This is a genomic window from Sphingomonas sp. UYEF23, assembly GCF_040546165.1.
In the GTDB taxonomy this organism is placed as follows: Bacteria; Pseudomonadota; Alphaproteobacteria; order Sphingomonadales; family Sphingomonadaceae; genus Sphingomonas; species Sphingomonas glacialis.
The window spans coordinates 16714-33412 of the sequence record NZ_JBEPNG010000014.1; the positions used below are offsets into that span (position 1 = coordinate 16714).

General features: G+C 60.7%; 14 protein-coding genes and 1 other annotated feature. Of the genes, 10 read left to right on the forward strand and 4 right to left on the reverse strand.

Features of this window, described 5'->3' with window-relative positions; genetic code table 11:
• Positions 1–17 precede the first annotated feature (17 nt).
• The gene (locus ABIB28_RS17720) at positions 18–176 is read left to right on the forward strand and encodes a hypothetical protein (protein ID WP_354289371.1); all 159 of its coding nucleotides are present in this window, start codon (positions 18–20) and stop codon (positions 174–176) included.
• A 352-nt stretch (positions 177–528) separates the two neighbouring features.
• The gene (locus tag ABIB28_RS17725) at positions 529–1674 is read left to right on the forward strand and encodes a c-type cytochrome (protein ID WP_354289372.1); all 1146 of its coding nucleotides are present in this window, start codon (positions 529–531) and stop codon (positions 1672–1674) included.
• Between the two features lie 196 nt (positions 1675–1870).
• On the opposite strand, the gene ABIB28_RS17730 is transcribed toward ABIB28_RS17725, so the two are convergent.
• Positions 1871–2566 (reverse strand): energy transducer TonB, encoded by a 696-nt coding sequence (locus ABIB28_RS17730; RefSeq protein WP_354289374.1) that lies wholly within the window; start codon positions 2564–2566, stop codon positions 1871–1873.
• Between the two features lie 851 nt (positions 2567–3417).
• A complete protein-coding gene (locus ABIB28_RS17735) occupies positions 3418–4299 on the reverse strand; it encodes an AraC family transcriptional regulator (RefSeq protein WP_354289375.1) in 882 nt (293 codons plus the stop codon).
• Between the two features lie 374 nt (positions 4300–4673).
• On the opposite strand from ABIB28_RS17735, the gene ABIB28_RS17740 reads away from it, so the two are divergent.
• From ABIB28_RS17740 to ABIB28_RS17760, 5 genes are all read left to right on the forward strand, one after another.
• The gene (locus tag ABIB28_RS17740; protein WP_354289377.1) at positions 4674–5441 is read left to right on the forward strand and encodes an SDR family oxidoreductase; all 768 of its coding nucleotides are present in this window, start codon (positions 4674–4676) and stop codon (positions 5439–5441) included.
• Positions 5438–6484 carry a glycoside hydrolase family protein gene (locus tag ABIB28_RS17745; RefSeq protein WP_354289378.1) on the forward strand — a complete coding sequence of 349 codons (1047 nt, stop codon included), beginning with the start codon at positions 5438–5440 and terminating at the stop codon, positions 6482–6484. The genes ABIB28_RS17740 and ABIB28_RS17745 overlap by 4 nt, the downstream gene beginning before the upstream one ends.
• A 315-nt stretch (positions 6485–6799) precedes the next feature.
• Positions 6800–7957: a beta-propeller fold lactonase family protein gene (locus ABIB28_RS17750; RefSeq protein WP_354289379.1), complete on the forward strand. Its 1158-nt coding sequence runs from the start codon at positions 6800–6802 to the stop codon at positions 7955–7957.
• 444 nt (positions 7958–8401) lie between these two features.
• Positions 8402–10180 (forward strand): sensor domain-containing diguanylate cyclase, encoded by a 1779-nt coding sequence (locus ABIB28_RS17755; protein ID WP_354289380.1) that lies wholly within the window; start codon positions 8402–8404, stop codon positions 10178–10180.
• Complete coding sequence (locus ABIB28_RS17760; protein WP_354289381.1) at positions 10180–10572, forward strand: response regulator; 393 nt, start codon at positions 10180–10182, stop codon at positions 10570–10572. Before ABIB28_RS17755 ends, ABIB28_RS17760 begins: the two co-directional genes overlap by 1 nt.
• Positions 10573–11005: 433 nt before the next feature.
• On the opposite strand, the gene ABIB28_RS17765 is transcribed toward ABIB28_RS17760, so the two are convergent.
• On the reverse strand, positions 11006–11893 hold the full coding sequence (locus tag ABIB28_RS17765; protein WP_354289382.1) for a cobalamin B12-binding domain-containing protein: 888 nt from the start codon (positions 11891–11893) through the stop codon (positions 11006–11008).
• Between the two features lie 251 nt (positions 11894–12144).
• Here ABIB28_RS17765 and ABIB28_RS17770 point away from each other — a divergent pair.
• From ABIB28_RS17770 to ABIB28_RS17780, 3 genes are all read left to right on the forward strand, one after another.
• Positions 12145–13373, forward strand: a protein-coding gene (locus tag ABIB28_RS17770; RefSeq protein WP_354289383.1) for an IS3 family transposase whose coding sequence is annotated in 2 segments (ribosomal slippage) — positions 12145–12433 and positions 12433–13373 — 1230 coding nt in all. Because the reading frame shifts where the segments join, the coding sequence is not laid out codon by codon here.
• Positions 12426–12542 (forward strand) — a sequence feature (AL1L pseudoknot). Its footprint overlaps the gene before it by 117 nt.
• A gap of 420 nt (positions 13374–13793) precedes the next feature.
• The gene (locus ABIB28_RS17775) at positions 13794–14378 is read left to right on the forward strand and encodes an SOUL family heme-binding protein (protein WP_354289384.1); all 585 of its coding nucleotides are present in this window, start codon (positions 13794–13796) and stop codon (positions 14376–14378) included.
• Between the two features lie 209 nt (positions 14379–14587).
• Positions 14588–15061 carry a BLUF domain-containing protein gene (locus ABIB28_RS17780; protein WP_354289385.1) on the forward strand — a complete coding sequence of 158 codons (474 nt, stop codon included), beginning with the start codon at positions 14588–14590 and terminating at the stop codon, positions 15059–15061.
• A 726-nt stretch (positions 15062–15787) separates the two neighbouring features.
• Here the strand turns inward: ABIB28_RS17780 and ABIB28_RS17785 are convergent.
• Positions 15788–16273 (reverse strand): DUF4142 domain-containing protein, encoded by a 486-nt coding sequence (locus tag ABIB28_RS17785; protein ID WP_354289387.1) that lies wholly within the window; start codon positions 16271–16273, stop codon positions 15788–15790.
• Positions 16274–16699 lie beyond the last annotated feature (426 nt).

Here is a 16699-nt window from a genome sequence, read left to right on the forward strand (position 1 = left end):
GACGCGCTTGCACGGTAATGGGGATGCTGCTGGCGTCCTCCGCATTCGCTGCCGACACGGTTCCGGCGGATCCGCTGACGGTGGAAGTCGAAACCGGCGATGCTGATCGCTTAGCCGCACTCTTCGAAGCGACAGGCGGAAAACCTTGGCCCACCAGTTGCAGCAAGAGTATCTAGACCTCGGCAGCTATGGCGTTCGTGTGCGCGCCCAACCGAATCGTCGACGCCGCCAATCTCGCCAAAAACGTTGCTGCCAAGCCGGAGGTCTACGCCCGCGCCGTGCGGGAGTGCCTACCGATCGTCAAGCAAACCACCGCGGAGCTAGTCCAGGCGTTTACCAACGGGATGTTGAAGGAACCATTACCCTCACTACGAGTCATAGCTCCTGCAGCGACAGTCGGAGCCAAGGATGGCGAAGCCGGTTATCTCACCGCGTTGGATAGCGACGCTTTTCCCCTTGCGGTTGACGCAATGGATAGGACCCTTTCTCCTCGTTGGCGCCATAAGTGGTCTGCTCGGATCCTTAGTCTTGGCGACCGGCCTTGCGAACCTGGCCGCCTCAACCCCGCATCCAGAAGGCTGGGCACGCCTGCTGCATTATGCCTTCCAGCGCTCAACCGCGCACCATGCTGCTAACATCGCGGCTCCGGCCGACCTCGCTAACACCGCACTTATCGCCAAGGGAGCCGGATATTACGGGACCTCCTGCGCCCATTGTCACGGCGGGCCCGGGCTCGGCCAGAATCCCATCGTGTTGTCGATGCGACCGCGCCCCCAGTATCTGGTTCGCGAGGTCGGGACATTCAGCGCGCCCGAACTTTTCTGGATCGTCAAGCATGGTGTCAAATATAGCGGCATGCCGGCCTATCCAGCGCAAGACCGCGACGACGAGATTTGGTCGATCGTGTCGTTCCTGCGCGCGCTGCCCAAGATGACCACCTCCCAATATCGCGCACTTGCCTACGGCGACTCGCTGAAAACGTCTGGCTCGGTCGGCGTGGGCCCGCTCGGCGACACCTTCCTCAAACGTTCCTATAGCTTCGCGCATTCGGATGAATGGCCACCGGAAAGCAGCTACACGCATCCCGCGATCGGTTTCGACACCTTCTCGATCGACGGTGATGTGATAAAGACCTGCTCGCGCTGTCACACCGATGGCGGCACCGGGCGCGACGGCGGCGCAATCCCCAATATCGCGATCCTGAGGCCCGAGTATATCCGCAACGCGCTCACCAACTATGCTAGCGGAAAGCGGCACAGCGGCTTCATGCAGCCGGTAGCGACACAGCTCGACGATCGCCAAATTGGTCAGCTCGCAAACTACTACAGCGCGCAGCCGCATCATCGCTCCGATAGCGCGACGGCCAGCGCCTACGTGCTGATGCAAGGCCGCCAGATCGCAACGGTGGGCATCCCGGCGCGCGGACTGGGCGGATGTGCCGACTGTCACGACATCACCAAAGCTTCGGCGAAAGCCTTTCCGATGATAGACGGCCAGCACAGGCTGTATCTTGCAGACCGGCTTCGCCAGTTTCGCACGCGCCCCGAGAAGGTTGGCGGCAATCCTATGATTGCGATCACCCATCGGCTGGGAGACGGGGAGATCGACGCGGTAGCAGCTTATTATGCAGCACGTTCGCCTGACGCCCCCAGCCCGATTAACAAGGAGCGGTGAGACCCAGGATCCGACGTTCGCGGGCGATTTTTCAGCTCCCCAACTTCCGCCGTTCGTTCAGACCGACGCTACGAGCTTCCTGGGCGTGGAGGCATCCGGGACTCATGGTGATCTGCTCGCTGCCGGCGGCCGCTATGCAGAGTTGTTCGAACTCCAGGCCGCCGGCTATCGGTGACGGGCACCTTTCCGGGTTACATTACCGGGCAATCCGCGTTGGCGGTAACTTGAACCTTATGCGCTGAATGCAGCCGCGGCGGCCTGTGGCATTCTCCGTCACGCGGGCGTTCGAAATTCCGTTGCGGGCTACATTACCGAACGTCTCGTCCGGCTCCGACAGCAGAACCTTCACATTTCCAACTGCGCCCCATGGCGCCGTATCGTAACCGACTACTGCGATACCTTCGATATGGCGTCGGGAGAACGGTTTTGGATATGCAGTCCCATTCAGTAATCCAGAAATCGATTTAGGATCGACTGCACAACTGGGCTGATCGCGCATGTCTGCCGGTGCGTCGGAAGGAAGCTCCGGGGCTTCGTGATTGGAACTATCGGTTCTATAGAAGTGGTAGGTGCAACCGCGATAGCCCGGCCCTGGTGCATAGCGGTTCGCGAGCAAGGCGTGGAGCCCTGCAGCATCGAGAGCCCTGTCGCCGGACGAGCCAAGAGCCCGAGCACGACTTGGCTTGCCGCTCGTATCAACGTCGAAGGTATAGAACACCCAAGCCGAACCACCAACGATAGACGGCAGCTTTTCGAACGCGGGCAGATTCAGCCGGCGGTACTGACCAGGCTGGGTTGGGCAGGTTGATCCTGCGGGACGGACCCGCTCAAAGAGCCCTGCCGGCGTTCCCGTAAGCTCTGGTTGGCTAGCCAGCTGGTATAGGTCCGACATAGCGGCAGTCTCAATCGGGCGGAAAGATGCTTTGTAACTGACCGAGCACGCTGCATGCGGCGCACCAACCGGGAAGTGGGATACAGCAAGTGCGGGCGCGAGATCGCTCGCGTCGAAATAGTAGTTCGACGGCGATCTGACATCCTGCCGGATTGTGCGAACGCGCCCTTGCGCATCGATTGCGAACGAGAACCCGTACGTTGGTGGAGGCGCAACGTCGGAGGAAGAGGCGTAGCGCGTCCATACAACCGACAGAGGGCGAACGAGACCGCTCGACTGGACCGATCCGTCGGCGCAGGACATCGCGTCGGGTGTGAAGGATACGATCTCCGTGCGAGAGGTCATAGACGAGGGCAAAGGCGCGGTGACGCTGAGTAGGGCAAATGACGGGACGAGCATTGGCAGGGTTTCCTATCAGCGCGCTTCGAACTTCGCCGTTATAAATCACTGCTTAGCGCCTGCATTGATGGCTCTGGATAGCCGAAGGTGATGCCTGTAGGAAGGTGACTTTCGTCCAATCACGCTGCATAGCCTTCGTTCAGTTCACTATCGAAATCAGTCGCGTGCTGGCGGGTTGGAGCCCGCGAGATTGCTGGCGAAGCAGGTCGATTTAGATCCAAACCGATGCGGCAGAGACCAGCACTGAGCGTACCGCCAATACGAACATATCCGGCGATGCCCAAATGACCCAGTTTCGGCGATTCTGGGACCCTTCCCGGCTCCCAACTTCCGACATCCATTCATTTTCCGCAGCGGCCGAGTTCGCGTTGAGATGACCGATTTCGTCATCAACGCTTGTCAGACGAAACGCGAAAGCTGGTGGTAACGAAACTCCCGAGATCGGACGTTCGTCACTTCAGCGGCAGATGAACCTCCGCCGCAGTGCCCTGCTCCGGCTCCGCGAGGAAGAAGCGCTGGCAGTAGATTGGAAAGTCCCTCATCTCCTCGCCGCTGGCGGGCAGCCAGTCGCGGTACAGGTACAGCGCGGCGGGCTCGAGATTGTGGGTGTCGCCGGTCACCCTCAGCACAGCGCAGCGTCCGCCTGGGATCTCGCCCGCCCTGACCGTCTCGTCGGCGGGATCGATACAGTGGTCCGCATCGACGCCAACGCACAGCTCCATACGATAGTCGGCGGGGTTCGTCGGCCGCCGCTCGGTGTACCAGATATTGAAGGCCGGATTGGTTTTGGGCGACATCCCGGCGGCTTTGCGCCAGGCAATAAATTTCTGAATGGTAACGTCGAGGATCTCGGGATCGCCCCGATGTTCGAAGATCGTGACGCGGGTCGGCGCCACTTCGCGGATGGTCACCTCATTGGGTGTGAAGGTCGTAGGCATGATTTTGCTCCTGGCTGAGTTGAGCGGCCCGAAGGTCCTAAGCCACGGCTCCCAGTCGGGACATTTTCTGAAACTCGACGGCGACTGCCGGAACCTCTGGCGAAAGGCGCGGGCGAAGGCGTCGGGCGTCTCGTAGCCGGAGTCCAACGCGATATCGGTGACACTCTGACCCTCGCGATCCGCGAGCCGTTTTGAGGCCAGTCTGAGGCGGGCCAGCTGGACGTAACGATGCAGGGACACGCCGAAAGTCGCTTTGAACTGCCGGTGGAAATGGAATTTGGAAAAAGCCGCAACGCCGCTCACCGCGTCCAGGTCCAGATCGCCGTCCAGATGCCGGTCAATATGATCCAACACTCTCTGCATCCAAGCATGGTAGTGATCGCGCGCAGCCGTCATCGTCCTCATCCGCTGTGGTGACGCCGATATGGAGCATTCGTTTGTCGCGCGCTCGACCGATCTTGCGGTTCCACTCCTCCGGGCCCCTCAGGCTGTAGAACGGCCATTGTAGGGGCAGATACCTAAAAATTTGAGCGTCGGGCCAGAGCCATAAGCCGCCGGTATTCGTGCATTTCCAGCTTCCCGAAATCGACCGTTCGTTCATGTTGGCCGAGCGGTCGCTTTGAGCACGATCTTTCAGTCGGAAGACGGCAGCTGACGCTGATATTTTCTACTGCCAGGCGGCTCGCCGGCAGTGACATGACAAAGATGATAATGGCTCGCGTTGAAGCTCGCGCCGATACGATCGGAAGAGATTCGAAAAGGGTAACGCGATGGCGAACGGCAGGTGCGTATTGGTGAGCGGCGCTGAGAGTGGGATTGGCGCGGCGTGCGCGATCGCTTTCGGAGCGCTGGGCGACAAGGTGGTGGTGCTGTTCCACGATGCCCATAACGACGGAAGCGACACCGTCGTCAAGGTGAAGGCGGCAGGTGGCGAGGCGATCGCGGTCCAGTGCAACGTTGGCGACGAAGCATCTGTGGAGGCGGCATTCGCGGAAGCGGAGGAGGCGTTCGGGCTCGTGAGCGTGCTGGTCAACTCTGCTGGAATCAACATGGCGGGTGTGCCGGTGCGGCAAATGACGATGCCGCAATGGCAGCGCATGCTCGATACTGACCTGACCGGCGCGTTCCTTACCTCGCGCCGGTTCGTCCGAGACCGACCCGCGAACATGCCGGGTGCGATCATCCACATATCGTCGATCCACGCCTATGCGGTGCGCGCCGGCGGGGCGGATTATTGCGCGGCCAAGGGCGGCTTAACCAATCTGATCGAGACGCTCGCGATCGAGGAGGCGCCCAACGGCATCCGCGTGAACGCGATCGAGCCAGGTATGATTCTAACGCCGATGAACAAGCGCGCGAGCGCCGATCCTGTCTATCGAAAGACGATGGAACAGAACATCCCGATGGATCGGGCGGGAAGGCCTGACGAGGTCGGCGATCTCGCGGTGTTCCTGGCCTCGGACAAGGCGTCGTACATCACCGGCGCGCGGATCGTGATCGACGGGGGCCTCTCGCTGATGCAGGCACTCGGCGCATGATCGGGGGCAAGCCCGCGGCCCCCTCCTCGGCGGCCGGCGCCACGAACCAGTCTGAGATCGCGCCCGGCGTGCCAATCATCCGGTCGCGCCTGCCCGCCGACAGCGTGACCGGCGACCGCAAGGTTCTGGTCTATCCGTCGTCCAATGCGGTCGATTTCAACGTGCAGGAGTTGCAGGACATCCACCTGATGGGGCCGCCGCTACTCATGGCGCGCGACCTCATGAGTCCGTATGTCTGGCTGGAGCCGGACGGCCGCTTCGGCATCATGGTGCGCGCAGTGACGCAGCCCGGCAAGCCGATGACCGACACGGGCATCATCTGGGCCGGCTGGAGCGATGACGGCGTGCATTTCGCAATGCTCGACCAGCCTTCAATCGTGCCCGGCGCCGTCGGCGAAAAGGATGCGGGCGGGGTGGAAGATCCTACCGTGGTAAAGATGGAGGACGGCAGCTACGTCGTCTATTATACCGGCGTCGAGGCAGACATGGCGCATGGCGAGATGTTCTACGCCACCGGGCCAAGTGTCGACAAACTCGTGAAGACTGGCGTTGCGCTCGCTTCCACAAAATCGCTCGGCAACACCAAGGAAGCGACCGTCGATCATGAGAAGGATGGGCGATGGAGCCTGTTCTACGAATATGCCGCCGACGAGGCGAGCCGTGTCGGCCTGGCGATCGGCCTGAAGGTGGATGGGCCATGGGACGAGCAGCCGACGCCGTTCATGCCGCGCGAGGATGGGTGGGACAATTGGCACCTTTCGACCGGTCCGATGCTGCTTGATGATCCCGAGATGCCGGTAATGTTCTACAACGGCGCAACCCACGACGCGCGCTGGCGGATCGGCTGGGTGGCATTCGACCGCAAGCTGACGCGCGTGATCGACCGCTGCATCGAGCCGTTGATTACCCCGCCGCCGGTACCCGACCGGACGGCGAGCGACATCGCTTTCGCCGCCTCCGTCACCAGTCGAGACAGCGAAATCTGGCTATACTATTCCCTCGAGGACCGGCGTTTGTCGCGAGCGCGGCTAAAGCGTAGCTGAAATCAGTTCGCGAACATGGAAGACTCATATCAGAAAGACACCTTTCATGGCGAAATCCGCGACAAGCCCCAATCGCAGATGCTCAAGGCCTAATATTCGTCCCCCAATACTCGCCATTCGTTCACCCCGGTTTACCGCCTTCAGCTCAGCTCCAGAATCCGATGTTGCTTCGCTCCTGGGCATCTCGTGTTGAAGGCCGGAGAGAGCTGCTGAAGATTTCTGACGGGCTGCGTATACCTAGACCCGACTACGACCACTAACGATCCGGGAGGACCGATGCGTTTAGCGTTACTTGCTTTCCTGCTGCCGGCGAGCATGGCCGCTGCCCAGACCGCCCCCCCGTTGGCGACGAACGGCCACCCGTTCACGGCACTGCCGAGCGCCGACGGCCTGATCGTCACGGTTACTTCCAACGGACGGCCGGGCAGCGAAACAGGCCTGCTTGTCTTTTCCGGGCCATCCCCCACCAGATTGACATTTCGCTGCCTTCAGCCCGTCGATGCGCCGCAGGTGATGGGCTTGGCAACCACGCCCAACGGCAAATCATTGATTGTTGCGGCAGGTGACGCAGGCGTGTTCCTGTTTGACCGTGTAGCGGTGTCAGCGAGTTGCAAGGCCAAGGGTGTAGCCGTGCCGCTCGGCATTAAATCATCACGGCAGGGTAGCCTGGATGTCGCGGTCACGTCCGACGGACGCTTCGCCTTCGTCGCCAACGAGTATGGGGTGGCGGCTAAAGATGCAGGGGGACACGACGTTCGGGGCAACGTTGGAGTGCTCGCCTTATCTTATGACGAGAAGGGCGTTCTCGTAGGAGGCAAGCTGGTTGGCCGGATCGCGACGGGTGGCGCTGCGGTGGCGGGAGTAGCCCTTTCACCTGACAGTCGGCGGCTGTACGTGACCAGCGAGGTGGCAAAGCCGGGGGCTCGAGCGGCTAATGGACGAATGCCAGCTCTCGCCCATGGTGGCTGCCGGCAGGGCGACGGACCAGCGCAGCCTTTCGGACTTTTGTCCGTCGTCGATGTTGCGAAAGCCGAGCAAGGCGGTGTCGATGCGGTAATCTCGGCCAGCGCGGCGGGCTGCTCGCCGGTACGAACGGTGGTCTCACCGGACGGGCGAACGGTATGGGTGGCGGCTCGTGGTGACGATAAGGTGCTCGCCTTCTCATCTGCTCTTCTGGAATCCGACCCTGCGCACGCGTTTATTGATGCAAGGGACAGTGGCGGAAAGGCGCCGGTCGGACTGGCGCTGTTCGCGGACGGCAAACGCTTGGCGGTGGCGAACTCTAACCGGTTCGCAGGGGCGAAGGCGACCGGCAACCTCGCTTTGCTCGATTCGTCGCCGAGCGGGTCGGCTCCAACGACGATCTTGGCGGCAACTTACTTTCCACGCTCAATTAGCGTCGCCGATGGCGATAAAATGCTGTTCCTTACCGACTACAATGGTGGGCAGGTGCAGCTTATCGTGCCTCAATGACGGTTCAACAGGATCCAATCCCGGTCACTCGCAGCGTGCTTTCGGCTTCACAACAGTGGACGTTGGATCATCTTCCAATGATGCTGCCGAACTAACGCAAACCGCCACCCTCGTGCGCCCCATCGACATGTCTGCCTCGCTGATTTTACCAAGAGTCGCGAAAACGGACGCTCGATCGAGGTGAGCGCGCTGTTGGGTGGGCTTGGCGACCGGGAGGACCCTTGCAGTTCATCCACCGCGAGCTGCTCGTAATCGGTCGATTCTTTGATGTCCGACGTTAGGTCTTATCTGAATGGTTTTACGCCGAAACGCGGAACCCATTTTACGATTGTCCGGCCGGGCGGATTGATGAGGCGGTCGCGATTCTTTGGCTGTCTGATACGAAAAAGCTGAGGCGGCTTCCCCCAGAACTGCATCTTTACCTTCTCGGCGTAGGCCAATCGTATGGGCGACGAGACATCAAATCAGATCGCTACGAAATCGGTTATCGCGACATCTGCCGGCTATTTTGTCGTCGCAGCAGCGACCGTTACAACCACCCGCTTCGACGGTGGAGTGGCTTTCCTCTGGGTTGCTACTGCTTTCCTCATCGCGAGGCTGGCAACGCTGCGGCCAAGCGCTTGGCCCGCGCATCTGCTAGCTTGCGGAAGCGCGGGCGCGGCGGTGACCGCGCTATTCGGACTTGGCGGAGCAGCGGCGGTGCCACTGGCGATCATCAACCTCTCCGAAGCTGTCATCGCCGCCACGTTGTTAAGACATATCCAGATACCGAAGCATCCGCTGGAGTCGATGCGCTGGCTGGCGGGCTTTGTCCTTACAACCGGGATGCTCGCGCCCGCCGTGAGCGGCATCGGCGGTGCGTCGGTTGCTTCGATCGTAATTGGCGCAGACTTCAGCGCGTCATTCGCGAGATGGTTCGCGGGCCATTCGCTTGGGTCGCTGACGTTTACGCCCGTATTCATGCTCCTCTTCAGACATGACCTCCGTGGGTGGATCAGGGCAACGACTCGCAAGCGCGCAGCGGAGACGGCAGTGCTGCTGTTTCTTGTGGTTGGCACGAGCTTCGCCGTCTTCGATCAGGACAGCATGCCGCTCCTGTTCCTGCCGTTCCTTCCCGTGATCTTCGCCACGTTCCGTGGCGGGGCGCTAACGGCCGCCATGTCGGTCGTTCTCCTTACAATTGTCGGATGCAGCCTTACCTTGCAAGGTTTGGGACCGATCAGCCTGCTGCATGGGACAATGGGCGACCACATGCAGTTTCTTCAGTTCTATCTCGCCGCGACTGTACTGACCGTGCTGCCAATCTCGGCCGACCTCGCGAGGCGCACTAACCTGATCCGCGAACTGCGAGACAGCCAGGCGCGCTACCGCTTGCTGGCCGACAACTCGACGGACATAATTCTTAATCTAGACATCGATGGTCGCGTCCGCTTCGTCTCGCCCTCCATAATGCAGCTGGGCGGGTTCGAGCCTTCGGACCTTGTTGGGCAGAACGCTGCGCTGCTCGTTGTTCCGGAAGATCGCCCGTCAGCGGCCAAGTCGCACATTCTGACGCTGCGCAGTGGCGGCGCGATGGTAAGTTTCGAATACCGAGCGCTCACCGCAAACGGCGCTGAACGATGGTTCGAGACCCACAGCCGCGCAGTGTGCGACGACGCCGGGGCCGTGGAAGGCGTCGTCAGCGTGCTTCGCGACATATCCGACCGCAAGGTGATTGAGGCGCAACTGTTTCACGCAGCGTTGACTGATCCCCTGACCCAGCTTCCTAACCGCAGAGCATTCCAGCTGGAACTTGACAGGCTAGTCGAAAACACGGAGCTGCAGCCGTTGTTCGGGTGCGTCGCCATTTTCGACTTCGACCACTTTAAACATGTGAACGACTACTATGGACATGAAGCGGGCGACCGCGTGCTACGCGAATTCGGACGCATCGCAATGGCGACTGTGCGGGGCGACGACGTCGTAAGCCGTATCGGGGGCGAGGAGTTCGCCGTCCTCCTTCGGCACTCTTCGCTCGATCAGGCAATGATCGTCTGCGAGCGGCTACGAGTTGCTATCGCCGAGATGGTAATCGTGGTCGACGGGCGCCCTGTGCGCGTGACGGCTAGCGGCGGGCTGGCCTCGATCGACGTCTCAGGCGCAGAGGAGGTATTACGCGGCGCGGATGCGGCGCTCTATCAGGCGAAAAGGGACGGTCGAAATCGGCTGCGGCTAGCGGCGTGATGAAGCAGCTGCGTTTTCTCTGCATTGAGGACGACGCACTTAACCGACGGGTCCTTAGCGACATGCTAGACGTGGCCGGAGGAGTGACCGACGAATGCGTGAGCGGCGAGGACGGCCTTGCCCAGCTTGACGCCAAAGACTTCGACTGCGTTTTGGTCGATTTGCGAATGCCCGGCATGGATGGTCACACGGTTATTGAGCGCATACGCGGACGGGGCGACGCGAAGGCGAACCTTCCGATTGTAGTAGTCACTGCGGAGGGTTCGGGGCCTGCCACGGCCCGTTGCTTGCGCTCCGGCGCTGACCGAGTCCTCGGTAAGCCGGTCGTCATGGACGAGCTGTTCAAATGCATCGGCGAGATCCTCGGCGCTGGAGGCGCGCTCGTCGTGTGAATTGCCACCATTAACTGCGCCACAGATGGGCTGAGACGGCGCTACTTTCAGTAAACGCGTGCGCAAATGTAGCCCGCATCACATAGTCGATTGTCGAACACGAATCCGTCAGCGGACCGCTTTTCCTCAAAGCGTCCTCGCTTGGTGCTTTCGTTATCCCAGCCTTTCCAGACTGCCACGGCTGAAGCCGAGACGCGCGTAAGAGGTCAAAGAATTGGCCTCAGGAGAACCCACCTTTGGACATGTGGAAACACGCCGCCGCCTCCTAAACCCAGCCAGTCATTTATATCCTGATCGGCTATGTTCGTTCCAAAGGCGTCTGGTTCGTGATCTCTCTCATTCCTCCGGATCGCCCTTATGACGACGTTTGCAAGGGCACCCCGCCTGCTTCGACGGGCGCGCCATCGCTACCGTTCGAGATACCCGGTCCGGTCTACTGCCGCGTAGTGTCCCGCAATTCGGTCGCCGCGAGATCGAACAGTTTCTGTGTAACAATCACGGCGGACGGCGCATTTGGTGCCGTAGCGTCCGCACCGACGTCTTGGACAAGCGCCGGATTTGCCGTGAACATCGGCCCGCCTACCATGATGCCGACCGTCTGATTGCGAGACTCTCGACGTATCTGCGAAATCGTGGTGCGCATGCTCTCGAGTTGGCGCTCCGACCCCGCCGTCAACCCGACAACCGCGAACCACGTGTTCTTGGCGATGTCGGCGATGTCCTCGGACGTTCCCTCAAGCTCGGTCCGAACCTGCCAACCGGCAGCCAGCAGGAACCGCTCCACAATCCTGACCCCGAAGGAATGCTGGTTGCCCGGCGTCATCGCCATCAGGACATGGCGACGCTCGTCCAGCGACGATAGGATATGGGTGTCGTTGAAGATCGCGAGCAGCTTCTGCAGCCGGGCAACGCCCAAGGTGACATCAATGAAATCACACTCGTCGCGATCCCACATCTCGCCGAGCAGGCGGGCGGTGGGCTCGAGCAGCTCGAGGAACAAGGTCTCCATCGAAAGTCCGCGATCGCGCAGGATCAGCACGTACGCGGCGGCTGCATCCAGATCTCTGCCGAGCACGATGTCGGCGAGGCCGGTGATGTCGGCGCTCGTCGGGGCCAGCGTCTTGATAACGAGCGTGACTGGCGGGGCAGCCGGAACGGCCTCGGTGTGCAACCTAAGCAGCCGCGGGACGATCTCGTTCGATACGATTCGCGCCAGCTTTGCGTGGCGCTCAGCCACGTCTTCCCGGCGATAGATCTCCGGAGCGATGAAGTGCGTCTCAAGCCGTTTTAAGCTGTGACGGTCGATGGCTGGTCTCGCCAACGCCCTACTCGCCTGCCCCATGAGCCTTCTCCGCGCTTCGTTCTTGTGACGATAGCAATATCTGAGATCAACACATCAGACGGCAGGTGTCGATACCTTACGTTGCCGCGGAACCACCACCCGGAGCGTCACGGGCACGGCTCGCACATTGATAAGCATGCATTCAACACGAATCTTGACGGTAGCGGAGTTGCATAATGAACCGCGCCGGGTTTGCCGGAGGCTCCAACTCCTGAGAAGGTGGAGCCTGTATGAGCAAGACAACAAACAAGTTTGCGCCAGAAGTTCGCGAGCGCGCGGTACGGATGGTTTTCGACCACGAGCGGGATCATTCCTCGCGCTGGGCGGCGGTGGTGTCGATCGCGGAGAAGATCGGCTGTGTGCCGCAGACGCTGCATGAGTGGGTGAAGAAGTCGGAGGTGAACAGCGGCAAGCGCGCCGGTGTCCCGACCGAAGTTGCCGACAAGGTGAAGGCGCTAGAACGCGAGGTCCGAGAGCTGCGGCAGGCCAACGAGATTCTGCGCAAAGCGTCCGCATATTTTGCGCAGGCGGAGCTCGACCGCCCGTTCCGGCGATGATCGCGTTTATCGATGATCACCGCGATGCCTATGGGGTCGAGCCGATCTGCCGCGTCCTGCCGATCGCCCCATCCACCTACCACGAGCGCGTCGCGCAGCGACAGGATCCGACACGCCTGTCGGCGCGAGCGCGGCAGGATGCGGCCCTCAAGCCCGAGATCGCGCGCGTGTTCGCCGAGAACTTCGCGGTTTACGGCGTGCGCAAGGTCTGGCGGCAGATGATGCGGGAGGGCGTGCCCGTCGCCCGCTGTACGGTCGCCCGGCTGATGCGCGAGATGGGTCTAGCAGGCGTGATCCGGGGCAAGCCGGTGCGCACGACCATCAGCGACAAGGCGGCGCTGTGCCCACTCGATCACGTCAACCGCCAGTTCTACGCGCCAGCGCCGAACATGCTGTGTGTGTCGGACTTCACCTACGTCGCGACCTGGGCGGGGTTCGTCTACGTCGCCTTCGTCATCGACATCTATGCTCGGCGGATCGTTGGCTGGCGGGCCAGCAGGACGGCGCATGCCAGCTTCGTCCTCGATGCGGTGGAACAGGCGCTTCACGATCGCCGGCCGACCCATCGGGGCGGTCTCATCCATCATAGCGATCGTGGGTCGCAATACGTGTCTATTAAGTACACCGAACGCCTCGCCGAAGCCGGGATCGAACCCTCGGTCGGCAGCGTCGGCGACAGTTACGACAACGCTTTGGCCGAGACGATCAACGGCCTTTACAAGGCCGAGCTCATCCATCGCCGTGGACCATGGCGCAGCTTCGAAGCCGTCGAGTACGCCACGCTTGAGTGGGTCGACTGGTTCAACCATCGCCGGCTGCTGGAACCCATCGGCAACATCCCGCCTGCTGAAGCCGAAGATCAATTTTATGCTGCCGCGGACAACATCGATATGGCAGCGTGACTCACAACCCAAGGCCTCCGGCAGACCCGGTGCGGTTCATAATGCTGTTTAGCGAAGCGCAGGCTCGAGAGCGATGAAAGCAAGGCACGCTCGTCTAGGTTCGCTCGTCGCCGTCGTGCTGATCCCCTGCGGAACAGCTTGGGTTAAATCTGTTCATAGCGGATTACCCGACGTCGGCCATCGGATTGCCATTGCCGAGAGAACCGAAATCTCGTCATGGCGGTCCATCCCAACTCCAATGGGTGGCTAAGACAGCCGGTCGTCAACGCACGCCAAAAAATGCATCCCTCCGCTGGCGCTTCGGACGATCATCAAAGCGGTCGCGCATGCCTCGCCCAAATTGGCGATGGTTCAAGGTCTGCGAGGTTGTAGTAGTCGGATAGGATGTTGATCTAAACCGCATCAGTATTGGAGCGTGACATGAAGACGCACAACATTCTTGGCTGGGGCGCTCTTGGGCTTGGCCTTGCAACGCTCGTGACCGGAGGGTTGGGCTTGTACGAACGAAATCTCGAACAGCCTGATTATACAATCGTCGAGAAAGACGGTGCGTTCGAGCTGCGCGATTATGCCGCCATCCTCGTGGTGGAAACCGCCGTCCTCGCCGAGCGGAGCGTCGCGCTCAAAGCAGGATTTCAACGGCTGGCGGAGTATATCTTTGGCAACAAGCGCGAAAAGATCGCAATGACCGCGCCAGTGTTATCGGACCGCGCGATGGATGCCTGGCGCACGCGCTTCGTGATGCCTGCGCGCTTCACCGCAGCGACGTTGCCCGATATGCCCGACGGCGTCACCGCTGCAGAAATTCCCGCGCGCCGGAAGGCGGTGGTCCGCTTCGCCGGCCTCGGCAGTGACACAAGGCTAGCCGAACAGGAGATGCGCCTGCGAGAGTGGTTATCAGCGCGGGACCTCGAAGCGACCGGCGGTGTTGTGATTGCCTTCTACAACTCGCCGTTCGTAGCGCCGCCGTTTCGGCGCAACGAGGTGATGATCGCGGTAGGCTAACGGCCGGGTTGGTGTAGCTAACCGCTGCGGCGTAACCCGCCTTAAACTGTGCTTTTCCGTCGTAGTCGGGCCTTGCGCAAAAGCGGTCGTTCGCCCGGAGCAGGGATGGGGCTCCTATGCTTCCTTACACAAATGAAAAAGAGGCGCTAACCTGCCGCTGCCCCACCGGACCGCCCAACCCGCCCGGCATAGACAAAGCGAGCTAACCTATGTTCGACGAATACGGTTTTCCACGCGACCCTTACGTGGATGATGCCGAGCCCACGCTGGCGACTTTCGTCTACTGCAGTCGTGCCGCCGAAGGCGTCGACGACGCTGAGGTCGGCCGCATGGTCGAGTGGGCGCAACGCCGCAACGTCGCTCGCGACATCACCGGGGTGCTGGTTTTCGGCAGCGGCGTCTTCTTCCAGTGGATCGAGGGCCCGCCCGCCGAGGTTGAGACCCTGATCGTGAGCCTTCATAGCGATCCGCGCCATAACGACATCGTCGAACTGGACCGGTGTGTGGAAAAGCGCGAGCGTCTGTATCCGAATTGGCAGATGGAGCTGGTCGGAGCCGACAACATCCGCACGGTGCTGCAGGACGCGCTTGAGGATGCCGAAGATGAAAACAGCATTGCGGCGCTAAAGCGTATTCTCGCGCACCTCGCTTCGGGGCCTCTGGATACACTTGGGCGAACTTAACTCAGTCAGCTAATGGAGGCCTCGAACCGAATTCCCAGAGGGCCGCACCGGCAGAAGGGCCAAAGGGCACCTCTGATAAAGTGCTGCTCGCTCTCAGCTGCAGACTTTTCTCTGACCGAAACAGACGGCTCGCAATTGGCCCGGAGAGGTCATCGCCAAGTCATCTCGAAACGGTTGCGACGGGGCTGGTTGCGGACAGACCGGTCCTGGTCGGCGAATTTCGAATAGCTGCCGTCCGTTGACCAAGTTGTAAAAATTAAACGACTCAATTCTATCCAATCGCACGACCCATCGCGGTCGAAGCGGGCACGTTCGACGCGCGCGAATAGTGCCGATGAAACGACCGAGATCACATGGCTCCGACGAATTGAATAGCGCCCGGCACGACCCATATGTGGCCGTTCAGCGCGCTCTGCCTGCCTCCCAACTTCTGCCATCCATTCACGTCGATCCTTTCGACACCAAAAGTTCGGATTGAGTGTCGAACCGGCGCGGAGTAATTAGTACTAGTGCAATGTGGCGCGGTTGCAGAGTGCCAACTTGATTGAATTCATCTGATCGCCCTCCTGGCAACGCCAAGCCGGGAATCGGCGAGGCCGACTTAGAGCCACCAGCACTCCTTGAATGCGACCGACCCCTCCGCGAAGCAAACGTTGCCGACCTGTAGCAGTAGACAACACCTAAGCATGCTCCCGCCGCTAGGGTCCCAGCAGCGGGACGCATATCTCACATCTTGTTGAGCATCTCGATATGATGCTGAACCACTGGCACGATTTTCGAGGCCACTATCGGCAGCGGCTTGGAGCGTCCGCTGGCAGCCTCGGCTTGGTGCAGAGCTAGCGCGTCCTGATGCGCCGCCTTTTGTTGTGAAATGTAGAGCATATCACGATCGGCGCCGCTCGAAGCCCGTAGCGCAGCAATGTTGCGGGCCTGCTCGGGTGTCAATTTCGGCGGCTTCGGATGTACGCCAGCCATTAATGCAGCCTTCTTCACTTCCGCAGTGCTTTTCGAGTGATCCCTTTCCATCATTTGCGCAAACCGCTTCAAGCCGGAATTAGCCGTCGTTTGAAGGACAATCCGACTCGATTCGCGTTCGTATAGATCGCCCGCGCCCGCCTTCATCACATAACTCGCCGAGCTAATTGTCTGGGCCACAACCGGGGTCGCGGCTACCGCCAACCCAGCTGCGGCGCTAAATATCGCAATACGCATAACAATCTCCCAAGATGTGCCCCGTGCGCCGATTGCGTCAACGGATCATCCGGGCAAAGGTTCGTATACCTGCGGCAGATTTTTGCTAAAAGTTGATCAAGCATTGTGAACAGAGCCTGTGGTGGCGGTCGGCGAGGAGATCCGACGGTTCCTGCTCGGGGAACGCTGCTCAACCATACGTGAGACATGAGGCGCGGCATCAGGTTCGCCTCGGTCCCGCGCGCGACAATCACCGCGTCCCCCGGATGAATGTCTTGCTGCGCCAACCGATTCCAAGCAGGGTCATCGATCGGTGTTTTGTCAACACAGGGTTCCCCAACCTAGGCTAACTTAGGCTGTGAACCCATAAATCAGATCGTCAGCCAGTCGGGCTTTTCTTCGGCTGGTCCGTTCCAGCCCCAGTCTGCGAGAACGTCCTGCATTTCA

Excerpts from the sequence above, each read along its gene's own strand:
- ABIB28_RS17720 (WP_354289371.1), top strand. The coding sequence starts at position 18 with ATGGGGATGCTGCTGGCGTCCTCCGCATTCGCTGCCGACACGGTTCCG.
- ABIB28_RS17730 (WP_354289374.1), bottom strand. The coding sequence starts at position 2,566 with ATGTCGGACCTATACCAGCTGGCTAGCCAACCAGAGCTTACGGGAACG.
- ABIB28_RS17735 (WP_354289375.1), bottom strand. The coding sequence starts at position 4,299 with ATGACGGCTGCGCGCGATCACTACCATGCTTGGATGCAGAGAGTGTTG.
- ABIB28_RS17740 (WP_354289377.1), top strand. The coding sequence starts at position 4,674 with ATGGCGAACGGCAGGTGCGTATTGGTGAGCGGCGCTGAGAGTGGGATT.
- ABIB28_RS17745 (WP_354289378.1), top strand. The coding sequence starts at position 5,438 with ATGATCGGGGGCAAGCCCGCGGCCCCCTCCTCGGCGGCCGGCGCCACG.
- ABIB28_RS17750 (WP_354289379.1), top strand. The coding sequence starts at position 6,800 with ATGGCCGCTGCCCAGACCGCCCCCCCGTTGGCGACGAACGGCCACCCG.
- ABIB28_RS17755 (WP_354289380.1), top strand. The coding sequence starts at position 8,402 with ATGGGCGACGAGACATCAAATCAGATCGCTACGAAATCGGTTATCGCG.
- ABIB28_RS17760 (WP_354289381.1), top strand. The coding sequence starts at position 10,180 with ATGAAGCAGCTGCGTTTTCTCTGCATTGAGGACGACGCACTTAACCGA.
- ABIB28_RS17775 (WP_354289384.1), top strand. The coding sequence starts at position 13,794 with ATGAAGACGCACAACATTCTTGGCTGGGGCGCTCTTGGGCTTGGCCTT.
- ABIB28_RS17780 (WP_354289385.1), top strand. The coding sequence starts at position 14,588 with ATGTTCGACGAATACGGTTTTCCACGCGACCCTTACGTGGATGATGCC.
- ABIB28_RS17785 (WP_354289387.1), bottom strand. The coding sequence starts at position 16,273 with ATGCGTATTGCGATATTTAGCGCCGCAGCTGGGTTGGCGGTAGCCGCG.